The organism is Francisella marina (assembly GCF_008369785.1).
GTDB classification, from domain to species: domain Bacteria; phylum Pseudomonadota; class Gammaproteobacteria; order Francisellales; family Francisellaceae; genus Francisella; species Francisella salimarina.
This window is the reverse complement of the sequence record NZ_CP043552.1, coordinates 1692414-1706186: the sequence shown is the minus strand read 5'-3', so window position 1 is coordinate 1706186 and position 13773 is coordinate 1692414. Positions and strand designations below refer to the sequence as shown.

Genomic DNA, 13773 nt, shown 5'->3' with positions numbered 1-13773 from the left:
CTACTGATATTGGACTTGTATTTTTTTGATACCTTCTCTAACAATTTTTAGAAGCTCGTCTTTATATTTAGAGTGCTTGTATATAAGTATCAAGTGAGACTCTAATGGAAAATCTATTTCAAAGCCTTCTATTTTGACAATATCCTCACATTCTTTGAGGACAGCATCATAATAAAATTTTGGCATAAATCCTATAGTATTTTCACTCATCAGTAAGTTAGCTTTTTGAATCTCGTTATCAACCGTAAATTTAATTTTATCAAGATTAAATTTGTAACTTTTATTATCGTGTTTAAACTCATTTGTGCCTTGAGAAAAGTCATATCTGTTAAATACTAGAGGAGCTTCAAGAACCTTATCTGGATTATTATGTAGATCTTTTACAAACTCTTTGTTTCCGTATAAGTATGCAGGTAGCTTAACGGCATCTACAGATGTACAAACTATCCAATCATCTAAATCAAGAAACTCAAGATGCTTGTTAAATATTTGTATGACATTGTATGAATCAAACTGGAACTGGCTGCCATTAATATTATCTACCTGGTAACTATCTAGTGCAAAATTAAATGCTTCGTTATTAATCTGTTGTATCTGTGGTAATGCTAAATCAATAATGATTTTGATAAATAGGGGAGTACCAAGTACTTTTATAGATTGGCGTTGTCTAAAGCCACTTTGTTTTACATTTTGGATAGTATTTTCCAGATCTGTCACAATTTTATTGCAAGAGTGAAAATATTTCATGCCATCACTAGTTGGAGATATACGATTTTGTACATTTCTAATAAGTTTTAGATCTAGGTATTTTTCTAGTACATCTATCTTATTTTTTATAGTATTCAGTTCTACAGAGTAGCACTTTTTAACTGAGCTATAAGACCCTAATTCCACTAACTTTAGAAAGTAGCGTGTAGCTTCAATAATATCTTTGTTAATACCACTCATCTTATTAGAAAAACTTGTCAATCCTACTATTTATAATATCATTATGAGAAGTATTACAAAAGCACTAAAAGAATGTAACAAAACTATCTATAGACTCTCTTTCGGTACGATAGTTATTTACAGCAGCGTTAGTATCTTCATAACCAATTGCTATACCACATAGCAAAGTATAGTCATCAAATCCTTGTAGCTCTTTTTTGACTATATCTGGATAGTGTCCTAGAGAGGCTTGAGGACATGTTGCAAGTCCTAAGTCTAGAGCAGCTAGCATTATTGATTGGATAAGCATACCACAGTCCATATAGCCACTAATTCCTGTATTGGGGTGCTTAAATATGAATATGGCTGAAGGTGAATTAAACGATAAATAGTTTTTTTTCCATTGCTCAATACGTCTTTCTTTATCTTCTCTCGTTATATTTAGCGCATTATATAAGTCATGACCACACTTAACAGCACGTTCTTTAAGTTCTCCATCTAATGGAATATCGCTATCATAATCATACTCCATTCTTGGAAGTTCGCGGTTATCACATGCAGATAGTATCTTACTCATCAAGGCCATCTTCTTTTCACCGCTTACTATAGCAATTTTCCATGGTTGAGTGTTTTTGCTAGAAGGTGTCCACCTTGTGGTATCAAAAAGATTTTCTAGTATTTTCTTGTCTATAGGCTTGTCAAGAAACTCTCTAACGCACTTACGATTTTTTATAGCTTCAGATATTTGCATAAGTTTTACCTATTAATTGTTATATCTATAATTTAGACCATAAGCATTGATGATACTTTATTTTTTAATACCTAAAAAGTCAAATGTTGTTAGGCAAGATACTATTGTAAACACTTGACAAAAGAAATTATTATTTGATATATTGATTGGTTCCCTATTTTCAAATCTGAAAAAGGCAATGAATATATATAAAAGGAGGGTTAGTATGAAGTTAGCGCGAGTATTTACAAAAAAAGTTTCTCTAGCGAAAACTCTTAGCTCGAAACCACAAGGTTTTCAAGCTAGTACAAAGAATGCTGAAGAAAAGAAAATTAAAAAATGATTTTTACTATCAAAGCTATATAATAGTTTCTAAACACTAGAAAAGGAGATAAAAAAGTGTTTACTAAAAAAATGGCTTTCACTTATTTTATTACAGTTATATTGATTTTTAATTCTGGCTGGATTGATAGTATAGTCTTATATAATTCTTTTGGTGCCAGTGTGGCAGTTATGTCGGGTAACTTGAGGATTTTAGGACATAGTATTGCTGGTGGTGACTGGGTATTTATGTATAAAGTAGCTGTGCTTGTTTTTGGCTTTGTTGTAGGTGCTGCTGTCAATGGAGTCATTATGAAAACAGATGCCTATGTTATCTCTGAAGATCATACTAAGACACTAGTCCTACAAAGTGCTGTAATGCTTACAGGTACTTTATTGATAGATATTTTTAGTAATCATCGTGTTATTGATGATTTATTTTTAGCTATGGCAATGGGTATGCAAAATAGTTTTACTACACTATTTTTTGGAGGTTTTGCCCGAACAACTCATATGACGGGTACAACTACTGATCTGGGAATAGAAATTGGTAGAGCCTTACGAGGCAAAACAGATAATTTATGGAAAATACCATTTTTTGCTGTATGTATGACAATGTTTGTCGTTGGTAATGCTGTAGGTGTGATTTGGGTTGAGATTACAGGAGATTACTTCACCCTGATGTTATTCCCATCAGTCATATTACCAATTTTTGTTGGTATTGTGATTCTACTAACCTATAATATGAAGGTTAAAAATCATAGTCTCTAGTTTAAAGTTGGTAGTAAGCCAAAAGAGTTTAGAATCTGGAGAGCAATAATAATAATTGCAGTAACCACAATTAGCATAGTTATTAGAGAAGAGCTAGCTAGAGCTTTTTGTTTACGGTAGTTTATAACCCATAGCATCATAACAGGTAAAGCAACCTGAAGTATCGCTACAAAAATACTTGCATAGCCAAGAGCTGTTTTAAAGCCATCTGGGTAGGCAATCGCATAAATATAAGCCGGTAAGAATGTTATTACAAAAGCAAGCGTTTTATGTTTGTGTAAGTTCTTAGCTATTTTATAAGTATTCCTATTAAAATCAAAAAGCCCTAGTGCAACACCAAGAAAAGATGTTGCTAAGGCAAAGAAGCCAAATAGAAAAGATATTGTCGAGATATATCCAGAGCTAGTACTGAAGTGATCAATAATAACTGATGTGATTTCACCAGATTGCTTACCTAAGATACCAGTGGGTGTTGCAACTGGAAGTGAACCAAGAGTTGCAAAAATCCATAATATATAAACTATCAGCGGTATTGTGCTACCAATTACAATAGCTTGGCGTAGAGATTTTCTATTCGATCCCACATAGGTTCTTAATGTGGGGATTATATGATGAAATCCAAATGAGGTTAGAAGTATGGGAAATGCTGCCCAAATAAAATTAGGATTCTTGATTTGATAATTTAGATGATCAGTAGAAATGTGTGGGATAAGAACAGCAACTAGTAGTAGAAATGCTAAAAGTTTGCCTGTAAACATAATTTTGTTAACATGATCAACTAGCCTTGTACTGATATATATAAAAACCCCTAGTATCAGTATAAAAATAATGCCTGTGAGTTTTTCTGAGATATTAAAACCAAGACTTCCTAGTGTTGTTGAAATTAAGTATCCACCACCGACAGTATATGCGGCTACTAAAGAGTAGAGTAAAAGAACATAACAAATCCAAACTATACCGACACCAACAGGACCTAAGGTCTTTTTTGTCATTTCTACAAAATTAGCACCATCTTCCATTTTTAGGTTAACTTCTGCTAATATCAGAGCTGTAAATGTCATCAAAGCCCATATACTGATAATTAAAATAGAACCTATAAAAAAGCCACAGCTCGCTACAGTTGCAGGAATTGCTAACATCCCAGCACCAATACATGTGCCAGATATAATCATTGCTGCGCCAAATTTTCTTGATAAAAACATATTAGATTGTATAAAAAACTGGAATTTTAAATCCCAACTCTACCATTTAAAGCTTATAATATATTTATTATAGCCGATAAGATTGTTATTTCTACAAAATGGATAGTATGAAGGATAAAATTAGGCAAGCTTTGGTTGAGCTTGATATTCTAGCAACAGAAGAGCAGGTTGAACAATGGCTAGAGTATTTAAAACTTCTTGAGAAATGGAATAAAGTTTATAATATGACTGCTATTAAGAAGATTGATGATATGCTAGTCAAGCACTTATTTGATAGTCTCGCTGTAGCTAAGTATATCAAAGGTAACTCAACTGTCGATGTTGGTACTGGAGGAGGTTTGCCAGGAGTGGTTTTGGCGATACTATATCCGCAACATCAGTTTACTCTGGTTGATAGTGTTGGCAAAAAAATCATGTTTCTCAAAAATGTCAAAAAAAGCTTGGGCTTGGATAATATTAATCCATTAAATATACGCATTGAAAACTTAGATGGTAGCTTTGATAATATTATCTCGCGTGCATTTAGCTCAGTTGATACATTTTATGGATTATGTAAGCATTTCTTAACTAAAGATAATCAAATGTTAGCTATGAAAGGCCCAGATCTTGAGGAGCAGAACTTAGTATCTTTGCCGTTGGATATTGAAAAGCATAGCATAAAAGTTCCTTTCTTGAATGCTGAGAGAAACCTTATTATAATGAGAAAAAATAATGATTGATAAAGAATTTATTCAAAACTCATATACTAGTATCATCAAAAATATAGACTCAAAGGCTAGGCTTCTGGCTGTCAGTAAGTATCAGTCTATCGAGAAAATAGAATATTTAGCAAGTCTTGGACAGTTAGATTTTGGTGAGAATTATTTTCAAGAATTGGAACAAAAAGCTAAGCAGTTACCAGATTTGAAGTGGCATTTTATTGGCTCACTGCAATCTCGTAAAATAAAGCATATTGTTAAGTATGCTGATTCAATTCAAAGTGTAGAGAAAATAGAGCATCTTGAGAAAATAAATAAAGCTGCTATTAATGAAAATAAGTATATAGATGTTTTCTTACAAATAAATATAGATAATGATGTCAGTAAATCTGGTTTTAAATCAACTCAGTTAGAGAGTGTTGTTGAAGCTGTAAATAAAGCGAAAAAATTCAGTAATCTAAAGGTGGTTGGACTAATGTGTATACCTGCAAAATCAGACTCTCCAGAAAAGAGCTTTGCAAAAATGAAGGTATTTTTTGACACTATTAATGCTAATTTAGCTTATGAATTAAAATTATCGAGACTGTCAATGGGAATGAGCGCTGATTATAAATTAGCTATACAGTATGGCAGTACAGATGTTAGGATAGGAAGTAGCCTTTTTGGTATTAGAGAAGCCTAGCCTATTATTTTCTTTATATATTTAGAAAGTAGTCTTTTATATATCTCATTAATTATTAAAACTATAAATACAGCTACAAATGTTTCAAAGGCTCTATCTAGTGCTATTGTGTATGGGGTCGCTGACGATAAGGTGATTATATCCCAACTAATAATCATGCATGAAATAAAAAGAGCCAATAGTAGATAATATGATATAGAACAGTTAACTAAGAAAAAAAGAACCAGAAGTAGAGCTATTTGTAAATAGTAATGATTTTTTAATGGAATCATTACTATCGCGATTATGAGAGGGCCTAGTATATTGGCAAAACCTCTTTTAAGTGCAGTTATCTTTACTTTTTCATAAGAGTAGCCAAGAACTAAAACTATAGTCATCATAATCCACCATGGATTAGTATTTGGTAGGTATATAGTCATAAATTTCGTTACCAAGTATCCTATAGCAAGTGACGCAAGAGCAATAATCATCACATGATGATACTTATCTTGAATCCTCTCGCGGTTAGAGTATGGCTGATCTCTATATAGCAGTATATTTATTAAAGCATAATAGAATACAAGTAATACAATTACTACTATTACACAAGTTAGAGTTATACCTATACTTACATGGCTATATCCGAAAGCACTTGAAACATATCCAATAAAACAAAACTTCGTAAGTATCTCTGGCATTATTCTAAACTTTGTTGGTAGATAAAAAGTCAAGCCGCCCATTATGAGTGTACAAAAAGGTACAACTATAGGTAATTGTGATACAACAGTTCCAATAATCATAGCGGCACTTATAGAGATAATAGCGATAACAATATATAGATAACTTTTTCTATATACTCCATGGATTGAAGCTGCACATAAGGCTGTAATACCTACTAGACTATTAACAAAAACTTTAGGTAGAAGAAGATAGCTTATGAGACCGACTAGTCCTAATAATATAGTTAATAAAAAAGACTCTATAATTATTTTTTCATGTACTATTAACTTTAATGTCGCTTGTGATTTCATTGTTGTTATCTCATTAGAAAAGTATTGTGAGGATAATTGATATAACAAAAGATATAAATACACATCTTCTTACATCAAGTGAAAATTTGACTATTCATAACAAGTTTTACAAACTCTTTAACTTTGGGTTGAACAAATTTATTTTTAGGATAGTAAATATAAATATCTTGATGATCTAAAAACTCGTCTTTAAGTAATTCTACAAGTTTACCATTCTGTATTTCATCTTTTACAATATATTCATGAAACTGAGCAATTCCAAGATCATTTAAGACACATTCTTTCATAAACTCCATGTTATTCGCAGATAAATCAGAAGGCGGCATTTGAGCGTTTACTTTGCTTTCTCTAATATTTACAAGAGCAGTAGCTCTAGAACTATGGGGAATATACTTATGGTTTACTAGATCAGATAGGCTAGAGGGGATACCATAAAGTTCTAGATATACAGGGCTTGCACATAATATGTATCTTGTTGTAGCTATTTTACGAGCAATAATATCTTCAGGAGGAGTCCAGTTAACTCCTAGAATTATATCTGTTTCTTGAGTTTTAAAATTAGGCATTCTCTCTTCAATATTTACTTCAATTTTAACCTTGCTAAATTTCTTGGAGTATTCTTTGATCAGACCTATCAGAACACTCTTGGCAAAAAATGAGGAAGTATTTATTTTTAGGATGCCTGATGGTTCACTATGAAAAGATTCTGCTAGATCACGAATGTTTTCAATTTCATTTTGTAATGTTTTACAATACTCAAATAAAAGCTTGCCTTCATGCGTCAATGAAAGTCTACGTGTTGTCCTAATTAGCAAGTCAACTTTGAGCTCCTTTTCTAATTGCTTAATAGTGTGACTTACAGCAGCTTTTGTTATACCAAGAGCATCTGCAGTATTTGTAAAGCTTCCATAAGTTACTAATTTATAAAAAATTTCAAAAAAATTAATAGGTATATTTTTTTTATTCTTAATTGTCAAATTTTACTAAACATAAGTTTATTAATGATGATATTGTAAAATATATTTTTTAATTTACTATAGCAATAGTTAAATTTTTTGATAAAAAAGGAATGGCTATGAAAAATTATAAAATCATACTTCTGCTCAGTTATATAAGTATAGCGAGCGCATCAGCTGTGATACTAAATCCGGCTTTACCTCATATCAGTAGTGAATTAAATCTTGCAAATGGGCAAGTAGAGTGGATTGTGAGTATTTTTCTGGTAGGGTACGTTGTTGGACAACTTATATATGGCCCAATTGCCCGTAGGTTTGGTAGTGTAAGTACATTACGAATAGGCTTAGTTATTAATTTGATAGGTATTATAGTTTGTATATTTGCTGGGATTCACTTATCTTTTGAGCTATTGCTTTTAGGTAGATTGATTACGGCTTTAGGATCATCTGTTGGATTGGTTTGTACGTTTATTATTTTGAATCACTCTGTAGAGCCATCTAGAGCAAAGACAGCACTGTCATTTGCTAGTATATCTTTTGCATTGTCTGTAACTTTAGCTATCATGATAGGTGGCTTTGTTAATTACTATTCACATTGGAACTACTGCTTTTATGTTCTATTAGCTCATGGGGTTGCGATGTATTTATTTACTTATTTATATCAAAATGAAACACCTAGTATTTCAAAGATTAATGTTGGCAATATTTTTTCAGGGTATATAAATGCATTATCAAGTCCAAAACTTTTGATTTTTGCTTTTATAATAGGTGTAATGTCAACATTTAGTTATTGCTATACGACAGCTGCGCCATTTATTACTCAGCAACTTTTTGATTTTAATAGTGCTGAATTAGGTACTTATAATGCTATGACTATAGTAGGTATTATAGCGGGCTCATTTGGTGCAGCAAAAATTATTAATAGTTATGATAATGTTCTAGTTTTGAAAATTGCAATTGCTACTTTGTTGGTTAGTTTTATGATTATAGCTTCTATGGCATATTTTGATATTATTACGCCGATTATATTTTTTGGTATTATTACGCTGATGTATTTTATTACAAGTTTTATATATCCGGCGGCATCACATATAGCATCCAATGCTTTAGCTGATGACAAAGCGAGTGCTTCTGCAATGATGAATTTTATAAACATGGCAGTTGCAGTTTTATCGGTAAGCATCATGGGCTATATAAGCTTAGATTATATATATAGTTTTGTTGTTATTTGTTTAGTGGTGTCAGTTACTGCATTTTTCTTTTTATTTCTAAAAGGTTTTGCTAAGGAATAATCTTGGTAATATCCTAGCTATAGGTTTTTATATATAGTAAAATCATAGCCATATCAATTAATTACTTTTTTGCGTTAATATGTCATCTTTAGAAAGGGTAAATGGTTTTTTTGAAGCAAGTATTCAAGCAAAGATTGAGACAGCAAATATTTTACCTCCAGCTATTGCACAGGCTGCAAAAGCGATGGTGTCTTGTTTAGAAAATGGTGGTAAAATTCTAGTATGTGGTAATGGCGGATCAGCAGCTATAGCGCAGCATTTCACCTCTAAGCTTCTAAATCATTTTGATATGGAGAGACCTCCTTTACCAGCAGTAGCCTTAACAGCGGATGTTGCAACAATTACAGCTGTTGGAGATCACTATGGATTTGCCCATATTTTCTCTAAGCAAGTAGCAGCATTAGGCAATGAAGACGATATTTTATTAGTTGTATCTGCAAATGGTGACTCACAAAATATTATCAATGCTGTTGAAGAAGCACATGACTTAGATATGAAGGTTGTTGCATTGACTGGTGCAATCAGTGGTAGATTGCAAGCTATGTACAATGTAGATGATATCGAGTTAAGGGTTCCTTCTGACAATATGGCAAATATTCAAGAGAACCATTTTCTTATAATTCATTGTTTGTGTGATATTATAGACCAGAAATTATTTGTAGGCTTAGAAGATTAATATAATGACATTTAAAACTATATTAAAGAATGTATGTATTGTTTTGTTCTTTTTAAGCTTATCAGCTTGTGGAGTTATTGAGCCTTATACGGCTCCTGTTCCTCAAGGTAAAGAGATTAAGAATAAAAAACTTTTTGATATCAAGCCTAATATGACTAAAGGCGAGGTTGTTTATATATTAGGCTCGCCAGATATTATCGATACATTTAATCCAAACCAGTATATTTATATAAATACATATAAAAAACATATGACGGATACTGATTATAGTGAGTCAAAACTAATACTAACTTTTAATAATCAAGATAGGTTGATAGGTATATCAGGTAATTATGCTCCACCAACTGATGAACCAGTTTTCTAAATTAATAAAAATATGAAAAAACAAAATATATTTAATATCCTAATTATTAGTGTTATTTCTGTGGGATTTTTATTCCTCAACTTTTGTCAACCTATCTTTGCAGATGATTTTGGTAGATTATCTGCTTCAGCTTTAACCAAAGGCAATTTGATAAGTATAGTATATAACCAATATTTGAACTGGACAGGCAGGGTATCTGCAGAGTATTTGGCTTACTTGCTTTTCAATAAAGATCACCTTGTTATAAGCCTCTTTATTATAGATATATTAAACTCTATACTTTTTAGTATATTTATCATTCTCAGTTTTAAAATTGTAAGTAAGGATCAATATGAACTTAGCTCCAAACGCTTTGTGATTTTTTTCTTTTTCTTGAGTTTTATTTTTTTATACTCTGGGGTGATAGGTAATGCTTTATGGAAAACAGCGGCAATTCAGTACTTCTGGGGAATTGTATTGTTGGTAGGGTATTATTACTTTATTTTTATAAGGCAAAAAAACTCCATAACTTTTAGTATTTTTGTAGGAATTTTTATAGGTTTATATAATGAAATATATGTAGGAGTTTTAACTATCATTTTATTAGCATATTTCCTTGACTGTAAATTGGACAATAAGAGTATCAATAGAAATGTAGTTTACTTTTTTGTCGCCCTTATAGTAGGAGGTATTATATTGGCAGTAGCTCCTGGTAATTATAAAAGACTAGATGTTTTAGCAGGTTCGAGAAATATTGATTTGTTACAGAATATAAAGTTTATGTGGCAACTATTAATTTATCATCCTTATGCGAAGCTTTTGCATTATATGCTGGCTTTTATAGGACTGCTTTTAATTTTGGATAAGGATATTAGGCTTAAAACAAAGTTTATTTATTTTGCTGCATTGATTAGTTCTTTGTTCGTTTTGACTCCGATTGTTGGCCAGTATGGGGGATTAAACCAAAGAGTTTTAATGATTTATTATGTACTATTTTTTATGATTATTTTTGGATTATTATATAATTCTAAAAATGTTTTTATTATAAAGTTTATTGAAATTCTTTGTAGGTTATCCTGGCTGCTGTTGATTTTACTTTTATTTCAGTTATGGATGCTTTTCTCAGTTTACGATTCGTTACATGATTATGAATCGCAAAGACAGCAACTAATACACTATTATCATGAGCATGCTGTCAAATCTGCATCTTTTCCGGTAGATTATAGGCCCTATTTAGATAAAAATTATAGATTTGTCTACTTTGATGATATTACTTTTAATAAAAATGATTGGAGAAATAAGGGCTTTGCTAATTACTATGGTTTTGATAGTGTTGTATTAAAAAGATAAATTATAAACCAAAATAAAACTCAGTATCGGTTTCATTTACGATTACACGATAATCTATAGAGACATCAGAGTCATTACACAAGGATTTCAAATCACTCAATAAAATATTTCCTAATAATTTCCTTAGTTTAGGACTTCTACCTGGTAGAATGTCAATCTCAAGTTGAATAAAGCCATCAAAGTTACTCGAACTGGCGCCAACTATATAAGTTTTGCATGGGTAGATAAGAGTTCTGCATGTATGAATGTCTGTTTTAATCACTTCAACAATTGTAGAGTGTAGGTTTCTACAAAAGTCATCTAATTTATTCGAGATTTTAATATTATCTGTATAGTGAATTTTAATTGTAAGCAGAAAATAACCAATCTTCTGCTAATACAGAAAATAGTAACATAAATGAAAGGAATATGTTTATAGAAGAAACTTGATAAAAAGAAATAATTAAGCAGCTGTAGAAAGAGCTTTGATCTTAGCACTTAGACGAGACTTATGTCTAGCAGCTTTGTTCTTATGGATTAGACCTTTAGAAGCGTATTTATCTAAAATAGGAACTACTTTTGCGAAGTTCTCTTTAGCAACTTCAACATCACCTTTCTCGATCGCATAAGCAGCTTTCTTTAAGAAAGTTCTCATCATAGAACGACGTGCAACGTTGTGTTGACGATTTCTTTCAGCTTGAATAATTCTCTTTTTTGCTTGTTTTGAGTTAGCCAATTTAATTCTCCAGTTTTAATTTTTTAACTTTTATAACCTTAGGCTTCTCTAGGGGGATACGTGAGAAACACAAATATATAAATTTAATAGCTAAAGTATTTTGCATACATTGTACATTTTTGTCAACAGAATTTGTAATATTATTAATGATTATTTCGTTATTTAAATATGGCAATCACTACATTTTAAAGTTATTTTATAGCATAATAGGTATCTAGATTTATTAAATAAAAAATTACTTCTTAGTAGCAACAGAGCTTAAATATTATGAAAAATATCAGAAACTTTTCGATAATTGCACATATTGATCATGGTAAGTCTACTCTTTCAGATAGATTTATACAGGTGTGTAATGGTTTGACTGAGCGTGAAATGAAAGAGCAAGTCCTAGACTCTATGGATATAGAAAGAGAGCGTGGAATCACTATCAAAGCACAATCTGTAACTTTAGATTATGTAGCTAGGGATGGTCAAACATATCAGCTTAACTTTATTGATACTCCTGGGCATGTTGATTTCTCTTATGAGGTATCGCGTTCATTAGCTGCCTGTGAAGGTGCCTTGCTGGTGGTGGATGCAGCACAAGGTGTTGAAGCTCAGACAGTAGCTAACTGCTACACAGCTATTGATCAGGATTTAGAGGTTATACCAATTTTAAATAAGATTGACTTACCATCTGCAGAGCCTGATAGAGTCGCAGAAGAGATTGAAGAAATAATAGGTATCGATGCTACTGGAGCAACTACATGTAGTGCTAAAACAGGTATAGGTGTTGAAGATGTTTTAGAGACAATTGTTGCTAAAGTCCCAGCACCAGAGGGTGATGTTAATGCAAAGCTGCAAGCTCTAATAATAGATTCATGGTTTGATAATTATCTAGGTGTTGTTTCTCTTGTGAGGATTAAAAACGGAACTCTTAAGAAAGGTGAGAAATTTAAAGTTATGTCAACGGGAGTTTCTTATCAAGCTGATAGAGTTGGGGTATTTACTCCAAAGATGAAAGATCTAGATCACTTGAAAGCTGGTGAGGTTGGTTTTATTATAGCAGGTATTAAAGATATTCATGGAGCTCCTGTAGGTGATACTCTAACTCATACGCATAATCCAACTGATAAACCTGTTCCAGGATTTAAAAAAGTCCAGCCACAAGTTTATGCAGGGATGTTTACTATAAGCTCAGATGATTATCCTGATTTTAGAGAGGCATTAGATAAGCTAAGTTTAAATGACGCTTCACTGTTTTTCGAGCCAGAAGTTTCACAAGCATTAGGATTTGGCTTTAGATGTGGCTTCCTAGGAATGCTACATATGGAAATTATTCAAGAGAGGCTTGAAAGAGAATATAATCTTGATTTAATTACTTCAGCACCAACAGTTGTCTATAAGGCAATCAAGAAAGATGGTGAAACTATAGAAGTAGATAATCCATCAAAATTGCCAGAGCCAGGTGCAATAGCAGAAATACATGAGCCAATTGTAAGAGCGAATATTCTTGTGCCAAAAGACTATGTTGGTAGCGTAATTACAATATGTGTTGAAAAAAGAGGAGTACAAGTCGATCTTAACTATGTTGGTAACCAAGTGTCTATAACTTACGATTTACCAATGATTGAGGTGGTGTCTGATTTCTTTGATACTCTCAAATCTGTTACGAAGGGTTATGGTTCATTGGATTACGAGCTAATTCGTTATGAAGCAGCAAATATGGTTAGGCTAGATGTGCTTATAAATGGAGATAAGGTTGACGCATTAGCAAGTATAGTTCATAAAGATCAAGCAAAGTACAAAGGCAGAGAACTTGTTGAGCGCCTTAAAGAGCTAATTCCAAGACAAATGTTTGAAGTAGCAATTCAAGCAGCTATAGGTGGGACTATTGTTGCCAGAAGTACAGTTAAAGCATTGCGTAAGAACGTTTTAGCAAAGTGTTATGGTGGTGATGTTTCGCGTAAGAAAAAATTACTAGAAAAGCAAAAAGAAGGTAAAAAGAGAATGAAAAATATTGGTTCTGTTGAAATTCCTCAAGAAGCTTTCTTATCAGTTTTGAAGAAATAGTCTCTATAGTTATTACTATTTGTAGTGACAGATCATTGATCTGTTAGC

Annotated in this window: 15 protein-coding genes; 8 read left to right on the top strand and 7 right to left on the bottom strand. The window is 32.0% G+C overall.

Annotation, left to right across the window (positions count from 1 at the left end; translation table 11 throughout):
• Positions 1 to 948 carry a LysR family transcriptional regulator gene (locus F0R75_RS08470; RefSeq protein WP_149377278.1) on the bottom strand — a complete coding sequence of 316 codons (948 nt, stop codon included), beginning with the start codon at positions 946 to 948 and terminating at the stop codon, positions 1 to 3.
• 64 nt (positions 949 to 1012) lie between these two features.
• Positions 1013 to 1678, bottom strand: a complete 666-nt coding sequence (locus F0R75_RS08465; protein WP_149369042.1) for a nitroreductase — start codon at positions 1676 to 1678, stop codon at positions 1013 to 1015.
• A 378-nt stretch (positions 1679 to 2056) separates the two neighbouring features.
• Between F0R75_RS08465 and F0R75_RS08460 the strand changes: the two genes are divergently transcribed.
• Positions 2057 to 2749 carry a YoaK family protein gene (locus F0R75_RS08460; RefSeq protein WP_146421616.1) on the top strand — a complete coding sequence of 231 codons (693 nt, stop codon included), beginning with the start codon at positions 2057 to 2059 and terminating at the stop codon, positions 2747 to 2749.
• On the opposite strand, the gene F0R75_RS08455 is transcribed toward F0R75_RS08460, so the two are convergent.
• Positions 2746 to 3951 carry an amino acid permease gene (locus tag F0R75_RS08455; protein WP_149369043.1) on the bottom strand — a complete coding sequence of 402 codons (1206 nt, stop codon included), beginning with the start codon at positions 3949 to 3951 and terminating at the stop codon, positions 2746 to 2748. The genes F0R75_RS08460 and F0R75_RS08455 overlap by 4 nt on opposite strands.
• A gap of 98 nt (positions 3952 to 4049) precedes the next feature.
• On the opposite strand from F0R75_RS08455, the gene rsmG reads away from it, so the two are divergent.
• Positions 4050 to 4670: a 16S rRNA (guanine(527)-N(7))-methyltransferase RsmG gene (gene rsmG / locus F0R75_RS08450; protein ID WP_149369044.1), complete on the top strand. Its 621-nt coding sequence runs from the start codon at positions 4050 to 4052 to the stop codon at positions 4668 to 4670.
• Entirely contained in the window at positions 4663 to 5331 is a 669-nt protein-coding gene (locus tag F0R75_RS08445; protein ID WP_149369045.1) for a YggS family pyridoxal phosphate-dependent enzyme, read from the top strand. The genes rsmG and F0R75_RS08445 overlap by 8 nt, the downstream gene beginning before the upstream one ends.
• Here the strand turns inward: F0R75_RS08445 and F0R75_RS08440 are convergent.
• Both F0R75_RS08440 and F0R75_RS08435 read right to left on the bottom strand, forming a co-directional pair.
• The gene (locus F0R75_RS08440) at positions 5328 to 6341 is read right to left on the bottom strand and encodes an FUSC family protein (protein WP_149369046.1); all 1014 of its coding nucleotides are present in this window, start codon (positions 6339 to 6341) and stop codon (positions 5328 to 5330) included. The two genes, F0R75_RS08445 and F0R75_RS08440, sit on opposite strands and share 4 nt — an antisense overlap.
• Positions 6342 to 6415: 74 nt before the next feature.
• Positions 6416 to 7312: a LysR family transcriptional regulator gene (locus F0R75_RS08435; RefSeq protein WP_187986024.1), complete on the bottom strand. Its 897-nt coding sequence runs from the start codon at positions 7310 to 7312 to the stop codon at positions 6416 to 6418.
• Between the two features lie 104 nt (positions 7313 to 7416).
• On the opposite strand from F0R75_RS08435, the gene F0R75_RS08430 reads away from it, so the two are divergent.
• The 4 genes from F0R75_RS08430 to F0R75_RS08415 all read left to right on the top strand — a co-directional run bounded on the left by F0R75_RS08430 (position 7417) and on the right by F0R75_RS08415 (position 10958).
• Positions 7417 to 8589: an MFS transporter gene (locus tag F0R75_RS08430; RefSeq protein WP_149369048.1), complete on the top strand. Its 1173-nt coding sequence runs from the start codon at positions 7417 to 7419 to the stop codon at positions 8587 to 8589.
• A 79-nt stretch (positions 8590 to 8668) separates the two neighbouring features.
• Entirely contained in the window at positions 8669 to 9265 is a 597-nt protein-coding gene (locus F0R75_RS08425; RefSeq protein ID WP_149369049.1) for an SIS domain-containing protein, read from the top strand.
• Between the two features lie 4 nt (positions 9266 to 9269).
• Positions 9270 to 9629 carry an outer membrane protein assembly factor BamE gene (locus F0R75_RS08420; RefSeq protein ID WP_146421624.1) on the top strand — a complete coding sequence of 120 codons (360 nt, stop codon included), beginning with the start codon at positions 9270 to 9272 and terminating at the stop codon, positions 9627 to 9629.
• 12 nt (positions 9630 to 9641) lie between these two features.
• Positions 9642 to 10958: a DUF6056 family protein gene (locus tag F0R75_RS08415; RefSeq protein ID WP_149369050.1), complete on the top strand. Its 1317-nt coding sequence runs from the start codon at positions 9642 to 9644 to the stop codon at positions 10956 to 10958.
• A gap of 1 nt (position 10959) precedes the next feature.
• Here the strand turns inward: F0R75_RS08415 and F0R75_RS08410 are convergent, their stop codons facing one another.
• Positions 10960 to 11274 carry a tautomerase family protein gene (locus F0R75_RS08410; protein ID WP_246145991.1) on the bottom strand — a complete coding sequence of 105 codons (315 nt, stop codon included), beginning with the start codon at positions 11272 to 11274 and terminating at the stop codon, positions 10960 to 10962.
• Positions 11275 to 11400: 126 nt separating this feature from the next.
• Complete coding sequence (gene rpsT, locus F0R75_RS08405; RefSeq protein ID WP_149369051.1) at positions 11401 to 11673, bottom strand: 30S ribosomal protein S20; 273 nt, start codon at positions 11671 to 11673, stop codon at positions 11401 to 11403.
• 267 nt (positions 11674 to 11940) lie between these two features.
• Between rpsT and lepA the strand changes: the two genes are divergently transcribed.
• Positions 11941 to 13725, top strand: coding sequence for a translation elongation factor 4 (gene lepA / locus F0R75_RS08400; protein WP_013921886.1), 1785 nt, complete (start codon positions 11941 to 11943; stop codon positions 13723 to 13725).
• Positions 13726 to 13773 lie beyond the last annotated feature (48 nt).